We start from the raw sequence: 21,909 nt of genomic DNA on the forward strand, positions 1-21,909 counted from the left end.
TACATGCATTTTAACATGAAATTACCAGGATTAGAAGAAATGACGAAGATGACGCGGCTGATCTTTTGACGAATGACCCTGTTTTTACACAACCCATTGGAACAGAGGCGTTGGCCTCTCAACCGAGTTTATCTCACTTCTTTCATCGATTTGATGACCAATCAATTGAAGGATTAAATCAAGCCAATCAAGAGCTTCTAGACAAACTCCATCAACATAGAGGGCCAGAGGCACTCATCTTTGATTTGGATTCTACCCATGCCGATACATACGGTGAACAAGAAGAGGCACTTACAATAGCCATTACGGTACGGTTGGCTTTCACCCTTTGGGAGCCTTTGGCGGCATGACAGGTTATTTTCTAAAAGCTCAGCTGCGTTCCGGGGAATGTCTATACTTCCAATGGCGTGGTGGACTTTGTGAAGCCACTTATTGCCCATTATAACTTTAAATTCCCGGCAACCCTACTTTTCTTGCGTGGGGACAGTGGCTTTGCCGTCCCCGCTTTGTACGATTTATGTGAAGCTGAATCGGTATTTTACGTCATTCGATTGAAATCCAACGCCAGTTTACAAAGTCTCGCAAAAGAGCTACACCCCAACACGATGCCATCCGATGTATCAAAGACGGAAATGCATTATGAAGAGATTGACTATCAAGCGTGGGCTAAACCGCGAAAGGTGATTGTCCAATCCGTTCGGCCGGCTGGCGAATTGTTTTTCACCCATTCTTTCTTTGTGACAAACCTGATGGATGCTTTTTCACCGAAGGCTATCGTCCGTGCTTATCAGAAAAGAGGAAAGATGGAAAATTACATCAAGGAAGTAAAAAATGGTTTTAACTTTGATAGAATGTGCAGCCATTCCTTCCAAGTTAATGAGGTAAGAATGATGCTTAAGCCTGCTGGCGTACAACCTAACGAACTGGCTTCGTACACTTTCCAGAGGGACAAAAGAATATGCAGATTCAAACGATACGGACAAGGATCATTAAAGTGGCCAGCAAATGAGTAAAGTCAGGTCGATCATTGTACTTCAAGTTATCTTCCAGCTTTGTTTATCAAACATTTTTTGGGGACATACTACAGCACATTCAGAGGCTAAAACTCGAGTGATTGGAGCGTATGGCGGGAGACTCCTACGGAACAGCACGCGTCCGAAGACCCCGCACCAATCGTCTTTTGCGAGGGAGGAGGCTAAGGCCGTGCCCGTGGAAAGCGAGCATCCTGGAGCGGAAATCACCTACCCATGCTATACCCAATTTTAACATTTATTTTCGCGCCAAGGGAAAAGTATGCCCAAAAACAGGTAGCTTTGTACTGTGCGATTATTATAAATGCTTCGTCGCAGTGAATCTCTCAATATTATTTTCAAAAAAAGCTTGGCCTTGACTACAAATCCTATTTTTTTGGAGTATGAATAAATCAGGAGTAATTATTTTAACCAAATTAAGCTTTTGCATTGTGTGTGCTTCCTTCAAGAGGCGTTTTTCTTATAGGAAGGATTTGTTTGTAACTTTGATCTGAAAATAGCTTTTAACAATGGTGGTACCGCGATGAAAATAAACAGTGTTCGGAAAAGCTGATAACAGATGACAAAGGTTAGATTTGCATGAACCTCTTGAGCGATTATTCCCATTTGATCCATTCCACCAGGAGACAGACTTAAGAAGCTGGTTGCAGTGTCAACGGCGTGGAGTTTAGATAGTAACAGGCTCAGTCCTATTGAGCAAGCGATTAAGACAATACCGCTTAGGCATGCCAATAACATGAATCTAATCTTCAAATTATCAGGTTTTAACATGAGACCAATGTAGCTACCAATCATTAGCTGGGAGGCATTAATGATGACTGTGGGCAGCGATGGCCCGGAAAAACCCGATAGATTGAGAAGGATCGTAGCAATCATAGGTCCCAGCAAAAAGGCTGTTGGGAATTTTATTGCCTTTCCGATGAGTGCGGCGAGGACACACACGAAGGCAAAAATAATAATATGAGGAAACAAATCTCCCCAATTTACTGCTGCAGCTTGAGTAACAGGTCCGGTTTGCTGGTGTTCGGAAGCACTGAAAAGCGGACTAAAGACGAGCATAGGGACGAAAAAGATAATCATCATAAGTCGTGAGACCTGTAAAAATGTCACAACAGTAAGCTCGATACCTTTGAGCTCCTCTGCCAATGTAATCATTTGGCTAAGGCCACCAGGAATACTCCCCATCATGACAGTTGGAAAAGATACCTTGGATAATTTAGATATAACCCATGCTAGACCGCAGCTACAGACGAGGAGGAGTGTTGTGAATAATACCATTGAAGGGAACTGCTTGCCAATTTCCTTTAAAGTCTCCAATGTAAATGATAGTCCGACCATATAGCCGACGATAATCATCCCTGAGTCGCGTATCGCTCTTGGCCAATGGGGCTTAATAGGTTTAGCGACCTTGGAGCCAATAAGGACAGCGATCATGGGTCCTAAGAGCCAAGGAATTGGGAGATGGATAATTTTAAAGATTAATCCGCCGACAATAGCGAGAGCGCAAGTAAATAAAAGTTGCATCCATTTATTTTGGTTTAAGTTAGAAAGCATCATAAAATCACTTCTTTTCAAGTTCGAGTATTGTCTCGTTTTTTTAAACAACTCAGTCAAAAAAATCACACTATCTTTAGTATACTACTTAATAAAAGTCAGTGAAATGAAAACGAATAAATTGATGGGGAAGGGTCGTGATTGGATGTAGAGGTTTTTGCTTTTATCTTCATTTTTTCTTTGCTGGTAATACCGTGCATTTACAGTGCTTATATACGGTACCGCTTTCCTTTAAGTAAGTATTCCTCTTAGTCTTAAACGTGTTCGAATGTATCCATTAATGGAGCTGGGTGCTGATCTTCTGAGGAAACAAACGGATATAGAACGGGACTGTGGGGGCGAAGTCATGGGGATTTGTGGATCATAGGTAAGAAAAATGCCGTCCTAGCTGTCCAAAACAGATGAGTAGCAAGGCGGCATCTTATTAATATTTAAGGACCTATTTTTTTGGTGTTAATGGAGTGGATAGTGCACGCTTCCGCTCCAGGTAGCTCGCTTTCTGCGGGGGAGTGGTAAGCCTCCCTATGCTGCGCACTGCGGGGTCTTACCGATCTCCCACTTCCCACTGGACTCTAGCAGCGCATCATGAGTCAGCGGCGCTCCAATCCACTTGACTTTGCAATGAAGTCTCTTCCAAATATGATGATGCTCTATACCTAGACAGGGACCGGGCGCACTTCAAAACTTTGCCCGGTTTTTCCTACTTCAGATGGAAAGGCAATCGGGGGATCTACCCTTCTAAAAATTTGCAACATTGCTATTTAAAAATGAGTGCAACACCTGTCCTAATCGCCTCATCCCCTCAATGATTTTCCGATCGGGCATATTAGAATAATTCAATCTGAAGGTGTTTTCCTTTTTAAGATTAGGAAAGAAGGCTTGCCCTGGCACAAAAGCGACATCATTTTGTATGCAAACTTCAAAGACTTCACGTGAATTGACCGACTCAGGAAGCTCTACCCAAATAAATAAACCACCTTCTGGAGAACTGTGGGTGACCTGCTTAGGGAAGAATCTGTCGATACAGTCAATCATGGTTTGCCGCCGATGGTGATAAACGGCTTTGATTTTTTCAATATGGGCATCAAGGTCAAATAACTCGATGTATTTTGCAGTGATTCTTTGAGCAAAACTATCGGTATGCAAGTCTGCGGCTTGTTTGAAAGCGACATATTGCTTAATAAAATCCTCATGGGCGCAAATCCAGCCGAGACGAAGCCCAGGTGAGAAAATTTTAGAAAAAGTGCTAAGATAGATGACGCGCTCTTCCGTATCGAAATGCTTAATAGGAGGTAATGGCTCTCCTGCAAAGCGTATTGCGCCATAAGGATTATCTTCAACAATAAGAACGTTGTATTGGTTCGCTAATGCGACCATTTTTTTTCGTCGTGAAAGGCTTAGGGTGCGGCCTGTTGGATTTTGAAAGTCGGGAATTGTGTATATGAATTTGGCCTGTGGATTGGTTTGAAGAGCTTTCTCAAGCTTCTCCATGTTCATACCGTCCTCATCGGTTTCCACTTCCACGAAAGAAGCATTATAGACTTTAAAGGCGTTAATCGCTGCTAGATAGGTAGGGCTTTCGCAGATGACCGTATCCTGTTCGTTGAGCAGTAATTTTCCAGTTAAGTCAAGCCCCTGCTGTGAGCCACTTATCATCAACAGATGATCAACAGTTGTATCAATGCCCATTTTTTTTAAGCGCGTAACGATCGCCTGCCTTAGTGGTGTATAGCCTTCTGTAGTGCTATATTGTAGCGCCTCTACTCCTGATTCTGTAAGAATAGCATCGCAAGCTACTTTAATGTCTTCGACAGGAAATAATTCAGGTGCCGGCAGACCGCCAGCAAAAGAAATGACCTCTGGTTTTTCGGTAACCTTCAATACTTCGCGAATCTCAGAAGTCCCAACAAAGTGTGTACGAGTGGATAATTTATCTGCAAACATATGAAATCCTCCCATTTTTTCTTACCAGTGGATTAGACAATTGGTGTTGATTCCTCTTTTATATTTCTGTTGTCGCTTTTTTGGTCGAGCTGTGCGATTGCCTCCAGCAGGAGGCCTATTCCTTTTTTGATAGACTCTTGTGACACGTAAGTATAATTGAGTCTTATAAAATGCTCCCCTTCACTTTGTTGTGGGAAAAATAGGTTTCCTGGTAAGTAACTGACCCCTTTATCACGACATAAAGAAAAGAGTTCCTTCTGAGAAACAGAAGGCGGAATCCGACACCAAAGATAAAAACCTCCCTGTGGAATATCTACAGGTATTAAGCCTTCTCCTTGTTCTATGACCGATAGCATCATATCTCGTCTCCCTTTATAAATGGGCAATAGCTGATGTAAATGCTGTTCCATGCCTTCCTCTCTTAGAAATTGATTCAGCACTAACTGAGCAGGTGTGTTCGCCTGAAGATCGGTTATTTGTTTTAATATTGCGAATTTTTTAAGGACAGGTTCTGGGGCTATTAGCCACCCCACTCGCATGCCTGGAAACAACACCTTAGAAAATGTGCTTAAATATATGACGTAGCCATGGCGATCAAGGGCATGAAGAGCTAACGGTTTATCATTAGAAAAATACAGTTCACCATAAGGGTCGTCCTCTAAAATTGGCACTTGAAATTTGTAAGCAAGATTAAGTAATGCCAATCTCCTTTCCATACTCATTACAGTACCTGTAGGGTTATGAAAGGTCGGAATCGTGTAGATAAATTTAGGCTTATATCGTGCAAGCTGTGCTTCGAGAATATCTGTCCGTAATCCATGTCGATCTAAGGGAATACCGATGATTTTTGCGCCTGCTGCCTTAAAGCATTGAATAGCCTGTAGAAATGTCGGCTCCTCGACAATCACTGCATCACCAGGAGAAAGAAAGGTGCGTGCGGTAAAATCGATACCTTGCATGGAGCCTGAAAGAATCATGATATCCTTAGGGGAAGCGGATATGCCGCGTACAGACATCCATTGGCTTAAGCGCTCCCTAAGTGGATAGTAACCTTCCACAGCAGTAAAATTAAGGCGTTCAGCTTGATTGAGATTCTTTTGCATACCTTCGATTTGTTGGAGAGGAAACAGGCTTGGGTCGCCTATTCCAGCAGCAAATGAAATCACGTCATGCTGATGACTGGTATTCATTGGATCGCTCACTGTGTCATTAATGTCGTTTATTTTCTTTTCGAATAGTGGATGCCACGATAATGGAAACACATGGCTTTCTTCATGGGTTTTCTCGGGCTCTGATTTTTCAGCGACAATGGTTCCCTTCCCGCGATAGGAAACCACCAATCCCAATGCTTTGAGCTCGTCGTAGGCTTTAATGACTGTACTTCGACTGACATCGTTTATATTTGCGAAGCGTCGTTCGGGTGGAAGAATAAATCCAGCCGGGAGTTTTCCAGAAAGTATTTGCTCCTTCAACGCATCTTTAATTTGAATGTAGACGGGGGTGGATGCGTGCTTATTGATGGCTAAACGCATTGTATAATCTCCTTGAATATTCGCTTATTTCAAAAAATGTTATTCCCATCATACCATCGTTTTTTAATTTTAAAATAGCCAATTGGTTATATCCTTTGCAGTCCAATTTGATATGTGCACTTCTAGAAAGGGCTAGGACAAGACGAAAAGAGGGACGTGACGATTGATTCATGAGATTTTAAAAGAAGCAGGCTAGAATACAGGTAACGAAATTAAAATAAAGAGATGAAAGCGAGAATAGGTCGAGCGGTACTTCACGAGTTAACGCCCGAGTTGTTCCGAGGAAGCTGACGAGAAAGTGTGTCTAGTAGACGCAGGAACAGGGGATTTTGAACGGGGCGCTTCTTAATTCCATTGAAAAAGCCAAATGCATTCGATGAGGCACTGTGAATGCATTCGACTTCTTTATGCGCAGAAAACCTTCTGCTCTAACCCGTGCTTTCTAAAATATTATTGAGGCGAATGAAGGCGTATGGAGAAGAAATTAACGTTAACGTTAGAGGAGTAGATGACAGCCAGACAGCAGTGCTTTAAAAATGATTGGGATGTCCTTTAGAGGGATTGACGATGTCAAATCCTTCTTCTGGCACATAGAAGAATTGAATCCAAACGCCATCTAAAAACTCCTTATCCCGAGTATCTAGGAGGACGTCAATGCCTTTATCCGTATGCACGATTTCATCATGTTCTGTGGGTGTCCCGAAGGTGAGCGCATAATGGGCATGGTTTCCATGATTTTCCGTTACAATGACACGAAGCATCTGTCCCCTTGCTTCTTCGCTTGCTAGCATTTCCTTCATGATTTTAGCCGCGTTACGATTAATTTTACATTTCATTGATATAATCTCCTATTTTATAAAGGTCGTGTGCTTTTATTATCACATATTTACCAAAGAAAATCCTGTTTATAGGCTTGTGATGCTCCGCAAGAAGTGGGGTATCTCGCGCAGGACAGAAGCATCATTTAGCTTTTGAGAGAGGGTTTAGCCGTCGTATCCCCAATAACCAAAGAGGCGTCGATTAGGAAAGAAGCGTTCTTCACTTTGTTGTTTATCGAATCAAGTAATAGTGAGACCGCTTTTTGGGCTAAATGCTTTTCGTTTTGTTGCACATGTGTGAATTTGACCACCTGCTCAAGTTTAAACTCAGGTGAATCATAGCAAAGAATTGAAATGTCTTCAGGTATGCGGTAATTTAATGCGTTGAGAACTTGATAAAGCAATGTAGCAGGGTAGTACTCTGTCACAAAAAAAGCGGTTGTTTCTGGATGTTGAGATAAATAATTTTGGACGTGCTGCTTCATAGCCTCTCTTTCTGCTTCAATAGATTCACTATTTTGAAAGGCGTTTTCAGATACTAAGATAATATCTTCATTAGGATTAAAAGAAGCCCCTTTTTCGGAAAGTAGGTTTGCTGCTGTTGAGACTCTCTCTTTAATCGATGAATCAAATTCTGGACTTTTTGAGCATATGCCGATCTTTTGATGGCCTAAAGTAAGTAGATAGTTTAGGGCCTCTTTCGTCGCTGCATTATTATCTGAAATGACATAGTTGGTTTCAATGTCCTGGATATATCGATCCAATAACACGACTGGCACCTTATCAATGACCAACTTTAATATTTCTTCACCAATGTATTTTCCAGATGCAGGCCAAATAATCAAGCCCGAAATCGGCAAATTTCTTATCTCTTTTATCGCAATGGCCTCATGATACTGATTATCCTCTGTGCCACTATAGATGAGATGGAGCCCATTTTTTTTGAGTTCTTTTCCAATTTCAGGAAGGATTTGTGTGCCGAAGCAAGGTGTCACCTCCGGAAGAATGACCCCTATTAAAGGGGTATCATTTGAGATAGTGCCATCAGAAACCGTCGTGTTTTTATTTTCAGTCACATAAGAGCCTCTTCCGGGGTGGCGGACGATGAAGTTTTGCTGAACAAGAGTTTCCAGTGCTTTCCTTGCAGTGACGCGACTCACGTTATAGGCTTCCATTAAATCATTTTCGGTAGGGAGTTTATCTCCGACTTCGTAGACGTTGTTTAAGATTTTTTCTTTTAGATCGTTACTTATTTGTAAGTAAATCGCGTTATTCTTTTGGCTTGTCATTGTAACCTCCAAAACTTTATATTAAGAATCGATTAATTGTTACATTTATTATAACATATATTCGTCGAATTGCCACGCCTTTAACTGCGTGAATAAGAGATACGTTGTCCGAAAAAAATAGCCTTCTTATAAGACATGCATTCTATAGTTAATGTATTTAAATGTATTATTGTATGTGTTTTTAGAAGATATTTATATTAATTAATACATTTATATAGACTAAATAAGTTTTTTGTATTATATTTGTATTGTGTAAATTGAAACGCTTACAAAAAGAGTGCGAAGGAGGAATGATAGGACGGCTCGATAGTATCTTTGGCATAAAATCGCCAGTCTGTAACTAAACCATAGAGGCAATCGGAAGCTTTATTGAAAACACTTCAAAAAAAACAAAGGTGGATAAACGCCAAACTGTTGTGATGTCCTTTTAGTGTTCAAAAATTAGTAAGGGAGAGAAAAATAGTGAAAATAAGGCGAGGAATAAGTGTGACGGTAGTTATTCTTATACTGCTTATGGCCTTTTTAACGGGCTGTGACTCTAAGAAATCAAGCTCCAGCAGTTCAGTGACACTTAATGTTACTGAATGGACGAATCCTTCTGCTATTAAAGCAACAAAAAAATTAAACAAAGAATTTGAGAAGGCGCACCCTGGCGTGCATGTTCATTTAGTCGATGCGCCGACAAGCTCATCCGCTTGGGACAATCTTAATAAGACACAGATGAGTGCACATACTGTTGATGTTATGGCACAATTTTCGATCAGTAACCAGGTGCCTAAATCATATATGAAAAATTTACAGCCCAGCATGTTAGAGCAATGGATTGATGCAGGGCAAATAAAGGATTTGACCAATGAGCCCTTTATTGATAAATATTTTTCGAAAAAGGATCAAATGAACCTCATGGGGTATAAAGGTAAATTATACGGGGTTACTATGGCGGCATATGGTCGAGGTGGAGTGTTTTATAATGAAGCATTATTTAAAAAATACAATCTCAGTATTCCTAAAACATATGATCAGCTTGTTCATGTATGTGAGGTGTTTGCATCTCATAACATCACACCCTTAATGGTCGGTGCTAAAGATGGATGGGATCAAATGATTGTAGAAGCAGGGATTCAACAATCGCTTCCACATGATCAGGCGGATACGCTTAATAAGGAGCTATGGACTGGCAAAACCACTTGGGCTAATCAGCCCGTATTTAAAACTGTAATGGAACGCTACCAAAAATTATCCCAATATTTTGAACCTAATGCTTTCGGTGAACCTTATGCCCCGACTCCTGGCTTGTTTGCCAATGGAAAGGCGGCGATGTTAGTTGATGGAACATTTGATGGAGATGCGGTGCATCAGGCTAATCCGAACCTTAAGTTTTCCTGGTTCCCGTTGCCGATGACGGATGATCCTGAAAAAAATACCATGCAAGTGGCTGGAGACTTTTCATGGACGATTCCAACTGCTGCGCCTCATCAAAAGCTCGCCCTGGAATATGTGAAATTCTTCTCTCAGCCAAAGCATTATAAAGAGTGGGAGAATATCGTTGGTGCTATTCCAACACAAGATATCAAGAAGCTTTCGCAGCCATGGATGGGTACGGAGCTGGAGTATTTAGATAACATGCAATATGAATTTCATATTTTTACCCCCTCTAATGCTGGAGATCTCGCTTATTTACAAACGGATACCGCTTATCTTAAACCTCAAGGTAAGTATACAGTAGATCAACTGTTGAAAAAGGCGACTCAGCAATGGACGGCTGCAACGCATTAGTGTTGGCGACATCCGAATTATGGCTAAGGGGGGGATTATATTGAATGTATTTGGTAAAAAAGGCTTTAAAAAATGGATGCCTCTTTTGGGTCTTTTGCCAGCAATCATAGTATTTGGCGCCTTTAAAATCTATCCGTCCATCATGACCTTTATTTATTCCTTTACTCAATATAGTGGGATACCGGGTACACCATTACATTTTGTTGGATTGGAAAATTATAAGATGGCCTTTTCTGGTTTTTCTGGAATTGGTAAAGCGATCCGTATCACTATTATTTTTGCACTCTGTGTCACTCTCCTGCAAAATGCATTAGGTCTTTTTGCGGCGCTGGTTTTCAATAAAAAGACACGGGGGACGGTATTTTACCGTAGCCTTGTCTTTCTACCGGTGGTGTTAAGCGTGGTGGTTACGGGTCTCATCTGGTCTCTGCTATTTTCCCCTATAGGTGGACCGATAGAACCCATTTGGAAAGCTGTATTTGGGCATTCGTCTTCATTCTTTGGATCGAACACACTGGCGCTACCACTCGTCATATTTGTACAAATTTGGCAGAATGCAGGATTCACAATGGTCGTTTATCTGGCGGGGCTTCAAACTGTGCCAACGGAATTGCTGGAATCCGCGCAGCTTGATGGGGCCTCTCGGTGGCAACGGTTTAGGCATGTTCTGTTTCCAATGATTGCAGCATCTACAACGGTCAATGTTCTGTTATGTGTGATTGGTGCTCTTGGCACCTATGACCTGATTTATGTGTTGACTGGTGGACAATTTGGAACGATGACATTAGGAATGGATATGTTTAACACGGCCTTCGGTGGATCCAATCAACTAGGGTATGGATCAATGATTCAAATGCTACAGTTTGCGCTCGTTCTGATTGTGACCTTGATTTTACAATGGTATTTGCGGAGGAGGGAGGTTGAGCTGTGAAGAATAAATCGACTTTCGATACAGTGGCCGTCCATGTTGTAGGCTGGATTCTTTCGGTGGGTGTCTATTTGCTTCCCCTTCTTTTCTTATTAATGATCTCATTAAAGACAACGCATGGGTTTTTGGCTGACCCCTTAGCCATTCCAGTGCACCTGGAATGGGGCAATTTTGTTGATGCCTGGCAACAAGGGCATATGACAGATTACTTCTTGAATAGCGTGATTTATACCGTTTTTATCACAGGGCTGAGCCTTCTGTTATCTGTTTTAGCCGCTTTTCCTGTCGCGAGAAATTACTTGAAGTTCTCAAATGCCATTTACTTATTGTTTGTGATTTCGTTATTTCTCCCAGGTGGATTAATTCCACTTTTCACAGAGGCATTGAAATTGCATCTATTCAATTCACGAATAGGGTATATCATTCTCAATCTTGGAACAGGGTTATCCTTCTTCTTTTTTGTTGGCTATATCAAAAGTATTCCCAAAGCGTTGGATGAAGCCGCTGCGTTGGATGGTTGTGGTTATTTTAGATTTGTCTTTCAGGTCTTGATTCCTCTCCTTAAACCAGCCTTAGCAACTATGGGACTGCTGGATGCCATAGGTGCTTGGAACAACCTTATTGGACCTGTTGTCTTTTTATCTGATCAAAATCTTTGGCCTTTGACACGTGGGCTCTTTGTCTTCTACGGCCAATTCAGCAACAATTGGCCGCTTTTAGCGGCGGCAGTCATTATTGTCATGACACCAATGGTTCTCTTATTTATCTTTCTTCAACGCTACATTGTTCAAGCGGCAGGTGGAGCGATTAAACAATAAATCCACTTTAGATGTTTCACGATGGGCTTTAATAAACGGGATAGGTAAAGCATAGCGTTGTACTATCCCTATTTTGTATGCATAAAGGCGACTAAACTATAGAGTTCTGGAGGCTTAAGAATGAATAATGAACTAGGAAAAAAAGCGTTAGTGACAGGCGGGAGTCGGGGCATTGGGCGTGGGATTGCTCTTTCATTAGCGGCACGTGGCTATGATGTTGTGATAACTTATCGTTCGGCAAAAGAGGAGGCTGATGAGGTTATCGCGTTTATCGAAAAGGAATACGGGAGAGGAGCTGTAGCCCTTCATGCTGAATTATCCAATGAAGAGACGGCACTAGGATTGGTTGACCAAGCCATTAAGGAATTAGGTGGCCTTGATGTTCTTGTTAATAATGCGGGTTTAACGATTACAAGCCCCTTGGCCAAGATGGCTGTTAAGGACATCAATTATTTGCTCAATCTTAATCTAAAGACGCCATTGCTTTTGATGCGAGCGGCAGCAGGATACATGATGGGTCAAGGGAAAAAAGGGAGCATCATCAATATTGCTTCTACAAGAGGCAAGCGGGCATATCCTGTAGATGCCGTATATGGTGGGACAAAAGCAGCGCTCATTCGGGCAACCGAATCTGTGGCTTTAGAATGTGCTCCGCATGGCATTCGTGTAAATTGTATTGCTCCAGGTGCCACAAAAGTTCGAGAAGGTAAAGAGCGGGAAGAGGGATATAAAAAGCTAGGCCAAAAAATTCCACTTGGCCGTGTCGGAACGCCTGCTGATATTGGAGAAGCTGTTGTTTGGCTCGTTTCCGACCAAGCCTCTTATATTACTGGAGAGACAATAAAAATAGATGGAGGACTCATCTTGCCAGGGATGCCAGAGGATGTTAGACCGGAAGCTGGTTATGGCTGGGGAGAAATAAGAAAATGAATAAGGAAGAGGTGAGAGGGAATGACAACACATGCGACTGCTCAAGTCACCATTCGCGATGTTAAAACCATCATTACGGCACCAGAGGGTACTGACCTTGTTGTTGTAAAAATAGAAACATCAGAGCCGGAGTTATATGGATTAGGTTGTGCCACATTTACGCAACGCCCATTAGTGGTTAAGTCGGCGGTAGATGACTATTTGAAGCCCTTTTTATTAGGGAAAGACCCTCAACGGATAGAGGATATTTGGCAATCAGCGATGGTCAGCGCTTATTGGCGTAATGGGCCTGTCTTGAATAATGCTTTATCAGGTATTGATATGGCACTTTGGGATATAAAAGGAAAGCTTGCTGGTATGCCTGTTTATGATCTTTTGGGCGGAAAGTGCCGTGAAGCGGCAGCGGTTTATCGTCACGCTAGTGGTTTGGATAAACAGGAGCTTCTCGATAATGTCATAGCTTATAAGGAACAAGGTGCGCGCTATATTCGTTGTCAGTTGGGTGCTTATGGAGGAAGTCATCACACGATCATTTCGCCAGAGAATGCCTTGCCTGGTGCCTATTTTAATCCAGATGAATATGCACGGGATGTCCCACAGATGTTTGCCTATATTCGAGAGAAAATTGGCTTCGACATTGAATTATTACACGACGTTCATGAGCGCATTGCTCCCATTGAAGCTGTGCGCTTAGCTAAACAGCTTGAACCGTACCGATTATTTTTCTTTGAAGATCCTCTAGCACCGGAACAGCTGGAATGGTTCCAGATGATTCGTGAGCAAAGTGCGACGCCCATTGCCATGGGAGAATTGTTTAATCATCCGCGGGAATGGATGCCCTTAATCACTAATAAATATATTGATTTCATTCGTGTACATGTGAGCCAAATTGGCGGCATCACTCCAGCGAAAAAGTTAGCAGTGCTTTCAGAGGCCTTCAGTGTTCGGACAGCATGGCACGGACCGGGAGATGTCTCGCCTGTTGGGCATGCAGCCAATATACATTTAGATTTGAGCAGTCCAAACTTTGGTGTCCAAGAATGGCATGAGTTTTCTGATGTAGCGAAAGAGGTTTTTCCGGGCTGCCCTGAACTTAAGAATGGTTATGCATATGCTAATGATCGCCCAGGTCTTGGCATTGATATCGATGAAGAAAAAGCGGCAAAATATCCTTGCACGCATACATTGCCTAGCTGGACGCTGCCACGAACCCCTGACGGAACTGCTGTGAGACCATAGAAAAGTTGACTGGGGAGGACGATGAGTAAGAAAGATTCTTAGGATGGTAGAGGGATATTGAACAGTATTACTTAAATAGAGTCACACGATAGAATGATGAAAGGATGATAACTCTGAAACATTAAGGGTATATCGTCTTTTCACATTCAGAAAAATCTACCTTACCCTTGATCTCCTGATACGATAGAGATATGCCATACAAGTAGAGAAGGAGTTATGCCATGAAGACCATACATATTATCTCCCATAGCCACTGGGATCGTGAGTGGTACTTACCTTATGAGCAGCATCATATGCGGCTTGTGCAATTAATGGATGATGTATTAGAGCTTTTTGAGCAAGATCCTGATTTTAAAAGCTTTCACCTAGATGGCCAAACGATTATTTTGGAGGATTATTTGCAGGTGCGGCCGGAAAAGCGGGAAATAATAAAACAAGCTATTAAGGATGGAAAACTACGCATTGGTCCTTTTTATATTTTACAAGATGATTTTTTAATCAGCAGTGAGGCAAACACGCGCAATACACTTATTGGTTTTAGCGAAAGTAAGACATGGGGCAAATACGAGGCTTTAGGTTACTTTCCGGATACCTTTGGGAATGTGGGACAGGTTCCTCAATTACTGAAGGAAAGCGGTCTTGACGTGGCAGTGTTCGGTCGGGGAGTTAAGCCTACGGGATTTAACAATGCAGTTTTTGATGATGCCAATTATACCTCAACCTATTCGGAAATGTGGTGGAAAGGGGCCGATGGTTCAAAAATCCTGGGGCTTTTATTTGCGAATTGGTATAACAACGGCAATGAAATTCCTGTTGATAAAGCGGCAGCAAAGGCGTATTGGGACAGAAAAATCGCTGATGCTGAACGCTTTGCCTCAACTGACCAGCTTTTGATGATGAATGGCTGTGACCATCAGCCTGTACAGAAGGATCTATCGCAGGCTATTAAGGTGGCCAATACATTATATCCGGATATTACGTTCATCCACAGTAACTTTGAAGAGTATATTCAAGCAGTGAAAGATCAGCTTCCAGAGGATCTAAGCACAGTTGAAGGAGAGTTAACGAGCCAGGAAACGGATGGGTGGTTTACATTGGCCAATACGGCTTCCTCGAGGGTTTATCTGAAACAAAAAAACACGCATGTTCAAACGGTTTTAGAAAATGTTGCAGAGCCACTTTCAGCAATGGCCTATGATTCAAAGGCTACCTATCCACATGATCAGCTGCGCTATGCGTGGAAATTACTCCTTCAAAATCATCCGCACGATAGCATTTGTGGATGTAGCCTTGATGATGTCCATCGTGAAATGATGACGCGCTTTGCCAAAGCTGAAGAGGTTGGGAATTTTGTGGCGGACAAGGCATTGCATGACTTGGTCGCTCAATTGAATACTATGGGATTTCCTAAGAATAGTAAGCCTTTTGTGATTGTGAATACATCGGGGTGGAAAAGGTCCGGGATTGTGGAAGTGAAGCTAGAGATGAAGCGGCGAGCATTTACTGAAGGCTCGCCCTCAGAGCTGTTCGCAGCCTTGGAAGCTGAAGCCCTTCCCGATTTAAGGATTATTAATGAAGCCGGGGATAGCGTTCCCGCGCAAATTAAAGGGAGCGATGTGGCATTTGGCTATGAGCTTCCGGCCGATCAGTTTCGTATGCCTTATATAGCACGCTATGTCACGCTTGAATTATTCATAGAGGATATGCCGGCGATGTCCTGGCTGACATATGCAGCTATTCCTTCATCTGCTGTCAATGAAAAGCAGGAGATTGATAGAGACATCGCTGGAAAGGACGGACGATCGCTAGAAAATGAGTTTTTAACGGTATCTGTACATCAGAATGGGCAATTACAGGTTTATGATAAAGTGAATCACCAATCCTATGATCATTTACTCACGTTTGAGGATACAGGAGATATCGGCAATGAATATATTTATAAACAGGCTTATCAAGATCAGCCCATCCTCTCAAGTGACGCAGTAGCAGGAGTCAAACTATTGAAAAATGGCCCATTTTATGGAGAAATCCTTATTCATCATCAGTTAGAGATTCCGGTGTCTGCTGATGCCTCTCTTGAAAAGGAGCAAATGGGGGTGGTGGACATTCGGCACAGGAAAGCAAAGCGGTCTAAAATCACAGGGCTTTTAACCCTTGAGACCAAGGTTAGATTAGAAAAGGGAAGCAGACAAGTGAAGCTGGAAACTACAATTAACAACAAGATGAAGGATCATCGCTTGCGGGTCTTATTCCCTACAGGCATTAAGGCAATAACACATGAAAGTGAAAGCATTTACGAAGTGGCATGCCGTAATAATAAAGTCAGTCATGTCTGGGAAAACCCAACCAATCCACAGCATCAACATGCTTTCACCAATGTCCATGATGATGTCCATGGATTGACTGTTAGTAATATTGGGCTGAATGAATATGAGGTTGCTCAAGAGGGTTCGGAGATCGCGATCACCTTGTTGCGGTGTGTAGGTGAAGTGGGGGATTGGGGATACTTTCCGACTCCAGAGGCACAATGTATCGGAAGCCAGACTGTATGCTACGCTTTAGATTTTCATGGGGATGAGCGGGATCGTTTAAGGAGCTATCAAGAAGCGATTCAGTTTAAGATTCCTTTTACTGTATGCCAAACAGAGAGGCATGAAGGACCGCTTAAAGCGGTAGCACCATTTATAAACATATCTGGGGAGGCCTTTGCGGTTACGGCATTAAAGCGTAAGGAGGATGCTGGTGACCTCTTGTGTCGTGGGTATAATCTCACGTCGAAGGTACAGCCGTTTGCTGTGAACTATCCAGATAAAACAGCCTATTTAAGTAATATCTTAGAAGAAAAACTCAAAGAAGGTGTTCCCGACAAACTGACTCCCGCTAAAATCATAACGGTTTTATGGCAATGAAGCATAGGAAAGCAAACGACTGATTTTATTCAAGAAAATATAAACTTAAGAAGTAAAAAACGAAGGAGGAATCCTGAGGTGATGCCAGGTAAAAGGAATAAAATCGGTGACCATAAGGGACCAAGTAATAGACCAAACAGAGTAATTCTTAAAGAGAGGATGGCACCGACTGTAACCCAGTAAGCTGAAAATACAAAGGGAACAAAGGCAAGAGGCCTTTTTCCAAATTCAAATGCCTTACAACTATCCCATAGAGCGAAAAAATAAAGGCAAGGGTAAAGCAAGAGCCAACTATAGTTTGTTGTCTGGATGGCTTCAGATGTTCTGCCGAGAAGGCTTAACATGATCATTTTGTTCAGATTTGCTTTAACGTTAAACCAAACCCCGAGAAAGGTAAATAATAATCCCTTAATATATTGTCTGTTTAGTAATTGCCCGAGACCGGGAAGAAGGAGGTTCCATAATATCTTTTCCATCTCTACCTGGCATCTCTTTTTTGGGGGACTGCCCATTCTTTTGTCTTAGTGAGGGTGCAGGTAACGACAATGGATAAAGATAGAGAAGCACCTTGAGCATTTTTGATGCGTAGATTGTCTATATTAAGCGTCGGTAATTGTATCATTAGGGTCAACAAAGATCAGCTCCTGCCTACTGTATTATATGGACCTTTAAAAAGGGATGTACCACCTATAATTAGTTTGTGCTATTCACTTAGATATATGTATGATTGACGGCGGCATCTTGGATTGGGGTATAATGGGGGACATAGTCTTAAAAAAGGATGATGCCTTTTGAATCCGATGTGGTATCAAACTGTCAATCAGCTCAAAACGCTTTTGATGAATGCCAATATTACGTATTGCTTCGATCAGGATACAGCGCTTGCCTTACAAAATGTCCCACTTCAACCTTCATGCATTGATGTTATGATTCAGTGGGATCAGCTTGAACTTGCCCATACACTTTTTATAGATGAAGAAAAGACATCTATTATAAAGCAAGCAATGAAAGGATTCTTTACTACTAGATTGAATGGAATAGAGTGTCATATCCATTGTCTCTATCAATCCGTGGTGGCAACTGATCCTGATCGATTGCAAGTTGAACAAGCTGGTGAGGCTTTCTATGTCAAAAGTCTTTATAGTTTTCTAAATCAAAAACAGACAAAATCTAAGATGAGACAGGTTATTATTGAACATCTCGATAAAGAGCAACATAGAATCAATGAGCATAATCGCTCGATTTGGTCGGAATCAGCCTATGATGCCTGGATTCAGCGTTTTGGCGCGCCTGAAAAAGTTGCAGATAACATCCATCAAAACCCTTACCGTTTTCTTGGGTCATTAATTGAAGATATTGGAGTGCTATCGGGTAAAAAGGTCATAAATTTATTAGGTTCTAATGGCTTAAAGGCGTTGAGTCTAGTTGCGTTGGGAGCTGAGGCCACAGTTGTGGACATTTCTGAAGATAACGCCCGCTATGCCAGGGAAGTCGCAGCTTCAGCACATTTAAAGCTAAACTATATTGTCTCTGATGTTTTGGAACTCCCAGAAGAGCAACTCACTGGTAGTTATGATGTTGTTGTAATGGAAAGAGGGATTCTTCACTATTTTCTTTATCTTAATCCTTTATTTGCGGTTATAAGGCAGCTTCTTAAACCAGGTGGGATCCTCGTTTTACAGGAATTTCACCCCGTGTCAGTCAAGCTCATTACGTCAAAGGGTAAGAAGCATAAAGTGACTGGAAACTATTTTGATCATTCTATGAAACGGGTACCTGTCGCCTTCAGTAAACATCTTCAAAGTGCTGGACAACCATTGGAAGTTTATGAAAAAAATTGGACCTTTGGAGAAATACTCACAGCGATAGCCGAGGAAGAATTAATCATAAAAAGGGTGGAGGAAAAGCCTAATATAAAAATAAGCGATAGCGGCTTACCAAAGACATTTACAGTAATCGCTGAAAAAAGGTAACCCGCTCTTCTTTGTTCTAGAAGCTGTCATTGCAAGACAGCTTTTTTTAAAGGATCAAAAAGTATAAAAACTTCTGGTCATGAGGACGGTACACGTTTTCGCTCCTGACAGTTCGCTTTCCGCGGGGGAGTGGTAAGCCTCCTCGTGCTGCGCACTGCTAAGGTCTTACCGATCTCCCATTTCCCGCAGGAGTCTCGTGCCTTGTGCTCCAATCCACTTAACCTTGCAATGAAGCTTCTTTCATATTTCATGATGCTCTATACCAAGCAAGGACCGGGCATGCTCTTCGCCCGGTTTTTCTTATTGTTTGAGGGTATAAATTCTGAATGCTCATATTTTAACTGAGAGGGGTTGCGGTTAGCATAGGTGTCTCGTCCCCTCTCATCTATTAAAGTCATCATGTATAGATTTTTTTTATACAAATGAATAAAAAACATGTATTTTATTTATTCTACTTCTTCACTTAACATAAAAGACAATCAAAAAAGCTTTGATTGGAGGTCATGAAATGTATTGTATAGGGAATCATTATCGCGTGTTTTGTACCTTAATGCGTGGGGGCACGAGTAAGGGAGCGATTCTTAGAACCATTGATCTTCCCACTCGGTCAGAACAGCGCGATCGTCTCATTCTCCGCCTTTTTGGAAGTCCTGATCAAAATCAAATTGATGGATTAGGTGGAGGGACCTCTTTAACAAGTAAGGTCGCACTTGTTGGACCTTCCCATTTTTCTGAAGCAGATATTTCATATACCTTTGGTCAAGTTAGTCTGGATAAAGAGGTGATCGATTACGCTCCAACTTGTGGCAATATGGCAACGGCTGTTGGCCTTTATGCAGTGGAGGAGGGGTATGTTGAGATGACTGAGCCAGTTACCTATGTCCGTATCTTTAATACAAATATTAAAAGGATCATTGTCGCTGAAATTCCTGTAAGCGGTGGGCAAGTGCAATATGAAGGGGACTTTTCAATTGCTGGAGTACCCGGTTCCTCCGCAAGGATTATGCTCGACTTTCCTCATTCTGAGGGGGCGTTTACAGGACATTTACTCCCAACAGGGCAGCCAACAGACAGAATTGAACTGAGTTATGGGCGATCTTATGAAGTGAGTATCATTGATGCTGCAAATGTTGTTGTATTTATAAAAGCGGAAGATGTGGGCTTGACAGGTTGTGAATTGAAGGAAGATATAGATAGGGTAAATGGCAGTATTGGGATCATTGAAGAGATCCGGGTTGCAGCAGGACGTAAAATTGGACTGATTGATAAGGAACAAGAAGTTTCTCCGTCTTCTCATGCTCTTCCTAAGATTGTGTTTGTAGCTTCTCCTCAAGACTATGTTACAGCCAACGGTCACTCTATTTCTCGAGATGATTGTGATATATTAGCGCGTTATATCAGTATGGGCTCTCTTCATAAAGCCTTTGCAGTGAGTGGTGCGGTGGCATTGGCGGCAGCGTCAAAAATTGAAGGAACCATTCCAAATCAAGCGTTATCCGCTAATGCGTCTAAAACTAGTTTGAGCATAGGACACCCGTCTGGGCTGCTATATGTTGAAGCTAATATTAAGAGAGCGGGATCGGGTTATCAAGTGCTTCGCAGTGCAATTGGCCGTACAGCAAGAAGGTTGATGGACGGTTATGCCTATATCCCTATATCAGTGTTAAAGAGGAATGAAGTGGTAGCTCAACAATAGGAATAATCGACTGTTTATTGCTAACAAGTGATGAGAACGAAAATCTTACGCGCCTGGACAATCGAGGCGCTTTAATAAGGAGGATTTTGATGTCTATTCAACAAAATGTAAGCGATATCAACAATAAGGTAGGATTAAATATCCCTAATCGTATGGACCGATTGCCAATCTTTTCATTTCATCGAACGGCATTGTTTACTCTTGCCTTCATATATTTCTTTGAATTCGCGGATTTGAACACGTTTTCATTTGCCGCTCCAGCCTTGATAAGTTCATGGGGCCTTTCTGTTAGTACAGTCGCTGTCATCACTTCTAGCACATTTTTAGGAATGTTTATTGGAGCGACAGTAGGGGGGTGGTTTGCCGATCGTCTTGGGAGAAAAAAGGCACTTATTATTTCAGGAACCTTTTTTTCACTCTTTTCGATTCTTAACGCCCTTGCATGGGATCCGATATCACTTGGTGTTTTTCGGTGTTTGACAGGGGTGGGCTTATCTGCTTTGACTGTTGTAGCCAATACCTATATTAGTGAGGTATTTCCCTCTTCTGTTCGTGGGCGGTACCAAGGGCTTTGTGTTACTGTGGGCTTAATTGGTATTCCCATTACCTCATTTATTTCCAGTCAGCTTGTTCCTCTTGCATCATGGGGGTGGCGTTTAGTCTTTGTATGGGGAGCGGTAGGCATTCTTTTCCTCTTTTTCATGCCAAAGTTTATGGAATCGCCAAGATGGTTAGAAAAACGCGGGCGATTTGAAGAAGCAGAAACGGTGATGCATAGTATCGAAGCTCAGGCAGAAAAGGCAAAAGGGCGTCTTGAAAAACCAGAGGCTCCAGTTCAACAGATTAGGGTAAAATCCTCATCTTTCACAGAATTATTCAAGCGCAAGCATATTAAACTGACGCTGATTCTTGTCCTAGTCTGGATCTTCCAAACATTTGGTTTTTATGGCTTTGGCTCATGGGTACCGACATTGCTTTCGAAGCAAGGGATAGACTTAAGTAATACTTTGATCTATTCGACACTGATTACCGTAGGGGCGCCACTAGGGGCCTTTACAGGTTCTCTATTTTCGGATAAATTAGAGCGCAAATGGATCATCACGATCAGTTCTATTGTCATTGCTTTATGTGGGTTATTATATGGCCTTACACTGGTTCCTTTTATGATTATTTTATTTGGCTTTTTGGTCAACTTTATTGAAAGAATATTTTCCTCTAATCTCTATGCTTATAGTGCTGAAGTCTTTTCTACTGAAGCACGTGCATCAGGTAGTGGATTAAGCTATGGTGTGGGAAGACTTTTTAACACCATAGGGCCTTTGTTTATAGGGGCTATCTATACGGGTCTGGGCTATATTAGTGTCTTTATTTTTATCGCTTTATGCTGGCTGGCCGTAACATTGATTATTGGTCTGTTTGGAGCACGAACTTCTAAGCAGCACTTAGAAACCATTCATATGTCTTAACTGATA

Annotated in this window: 14 protein-coding genes and 1 pseudogene; 10 read left to right on the forward strand and 5 right to left on the reverse strand. The window is 42.0% G+C overall.

Features of this window, described 5'->3' with window-relative positions; all coding sequences use genetic code 11:
• Nucleotides 1-65: 65 nt before the first annotated feature.
• A pseudogene (locus IEW82_RS04610) lies at nt 66-1,013 on the forward strand (IS1380 family transposase).
• A gap of 462 nt (nt 1,014-1,475) precedes the next feature.
• On the opposite strand, the gene IEW82_RS04615 reads toward IEW82_RS04610, so the two are convergent.
• The 5 genes from IEW82_RS04615 to IEW82_RS04635 all read right to left on the reverse strand — a co-directional run bounded on the left by IEW82_RS04615 (nt 1,476) and on the right by IEW82_RS04635 (nt 8,168).
• Nucleotides 1,476-2,588 carry an AbrB family transcriptional regulator gene (locus IEW82_RS04615; protein ID WP_229672321.1) on the reverse strand — a complete coding sequence of 371 codons (1,113 nt, stop codon included), beginning with the start codon at nt 2,586-2,588 and terminating at the stop codon, nt 1,476-1,478.
• 735 nt (nt 2,589-3,323) lie between these two features.
• Nucleotides 3,324-4,529, reverse strand: a complete 1,206-nt coding sequence (locus tag IEW82_RS04620) for an aminotransferase-like domain-containing protein (RefSeq protein WP_188689918.1) — start codon at nt 4,527-4,529, stop codon at nt 3,324-3,326.
• Between the two features lie 32 nt (nt 4,530-4,561).
• Nucleotides 4,562-6,061 carry a MocR-like pyridoxine biosynthesis transcription factor PdxR gene (gene pdxR, locus IEW82_RS04625; protein WP_188689923.1) on the reverse strand — a complete coding sequence of 500 codons (1,500 nt, stop codon included), beginning with the start codon at nt 6,059-6,061 and terminating at the stop codon, nt 4,562-4,564.
• Between the two features lie 530 nt (nt 6,062-6,591).
• Complete coding sequence (locus IEW82_RS04630; protein ID WP_188689926.1) at nt 6,592-6,897, reverse strand: iron-sulfur cluster assembly accessory protein; 306 nt, start codon at nt 6,895-6,897, stop codon at nt 6,592-6,594.
• A gap of 128 nt (nt 6,898-7,025) precedes the next feature.
• Nucleotides 7,026-8,168 (reverse strand): GntR family transcriptional regulator, encoded by a 1,143-nt coding sequence (locus IEW82_RS04635; RefSeq protein ID WP_188689929.1) that lies wholly within the window; start codon nt 8,166-8,168, stop codon nt 7,026-7,028.
• Between the two features lie 462 nt (nt 8,169-8,630).
• On the opposite strand from IEW82_RS04635, the gene IEW82_RS04640 reads away from it, so the two are divergent.
• The 9 genes from IEW82_RS04640 to IEW82_RS04680 all read left to right on the forward strand — a co-directional run bounded on the left by IEW82_RS04640 (nt 8,631) and on the right by IEW82_RS04680 (nt 21,903).
• The gene (locus IEW82_RS04640) at nt 8,631-9,944 is read left to right on the forward strand and encodes an ABC transporter substrate-binding protein (protein WP_188689932.1); all 1,314 of its coding nucleotides are present in this window, start codon (nt 8,631-8,633) and stop codon (nt 9,942-9,944) included.
• A 40-nt stretch (nt 9,945-9,984) separates the two neighbouring features.
• The gene (locus tag IEW82_RS04645; RefSeq protein WP_188689935.1) at nt 9,985-10,875 is read left to right on the forward strand and encodes a carbohydrate ABC transporter permease; all 891 of its coding nucleotides are present in this window, start codon (nt 9,985-9,987) and stop codon (nt 10,873-10,875) included.
• Complete coding sequence (locus tag IEW82_RS04650) at nt 10,872-11,690, forward strand: carbohydrate ABC transporter permease (protein ID WP_229672323.1); 819 nt, start codon at nt 10,872-10,874, stop codon at nt 11,688-11,690. The genes IEW82_RS04645 and IEW82_RS04650 overlap by 4 nt, the downstream gene beginning before the upstream one ends.
• Before the next feature lie 120 nt (nt 11,691-11,810).
• Nucleotides 11,811-12,620, forward strand: a complete 810-nt coding sequence (locus IEW82_RS04655; protein ID WP_188689938.1) for an SDR family NAD(P)-dependent oxidoreductase — start codon at nt 11,811-11,813, stop codon at nt 12,618-12,620.
• Between the two features lie 21 nt (nt 12,621-12,641).
• On the forward strand, nt 12,642-13,859 hold the full coding sequence (locus IEW82_RS04660) for an enolase C-terminal domain-like protein (RefSeq protein ID WP_188689941.1): 1,218 nt from the start codon (nt 12,642-12,644) through the stop codon (nt 13,857-13,859).
• Between the two features lie 221 nt (nt 13,860-14,080).
• Complete coding sequence (locus IEW82_RS04665) at nt 14,081-16,768, forward strand: alpha-mannosidase (protein WP_188689943.1); 2,688 nt, start codon at nt 14,081-14,083, stop codon at nt 16,766-16,768.
• An 800-nt stretch (nt 16,769-17,568) separates the two neighbouring features.
• Nucleotides 17,569-18,741, forward strand: a complete 1,173-nt coding sequence (locus IEW82_RS04670) for a class I SAM-dependent methyltransferase (protein WP_229672355.1) — start codon at nt 17,569-17,571, stop codon at nt 18,739-18,741.
• Nucleotides 18,742-19,249: 508 nt separating this feature from the next.
• A complete protein-coding gene (locus tag IEW82_RS04675) occupies nt 19,250-20,437 on the forward strand; it encodes a 2-methylaconitate cis-trans isomerase PrpF family protein (protein ID WP_188689946.1) in 1,188 nt (395 codons plus the stop codon).
• An 89-nt stretch (nt 20,438-20,526) separates the two neighbouring features.
• Entirely contained in the window at nt 20,527-21,903 is a 1,377-nt protein-coding gene (locus tag IEW82_RS04680; RefSeq protein WP_188689948.1) for an MFS transporter, read from the forward strand.
• Nucleotides 21,904-21,909: the final 6 nt, after the last annotated feature.

Origin of the sequence: Pullulanibacillus camelliae (genome assembly GCF_014642655.1) — a bacterium.
GTDB lineage: Bacteria > Bacillota > Bacilli > Bacillales > Sporolactobacillaceae > Pullulanibacillus > Pullulanibacillus camelliae.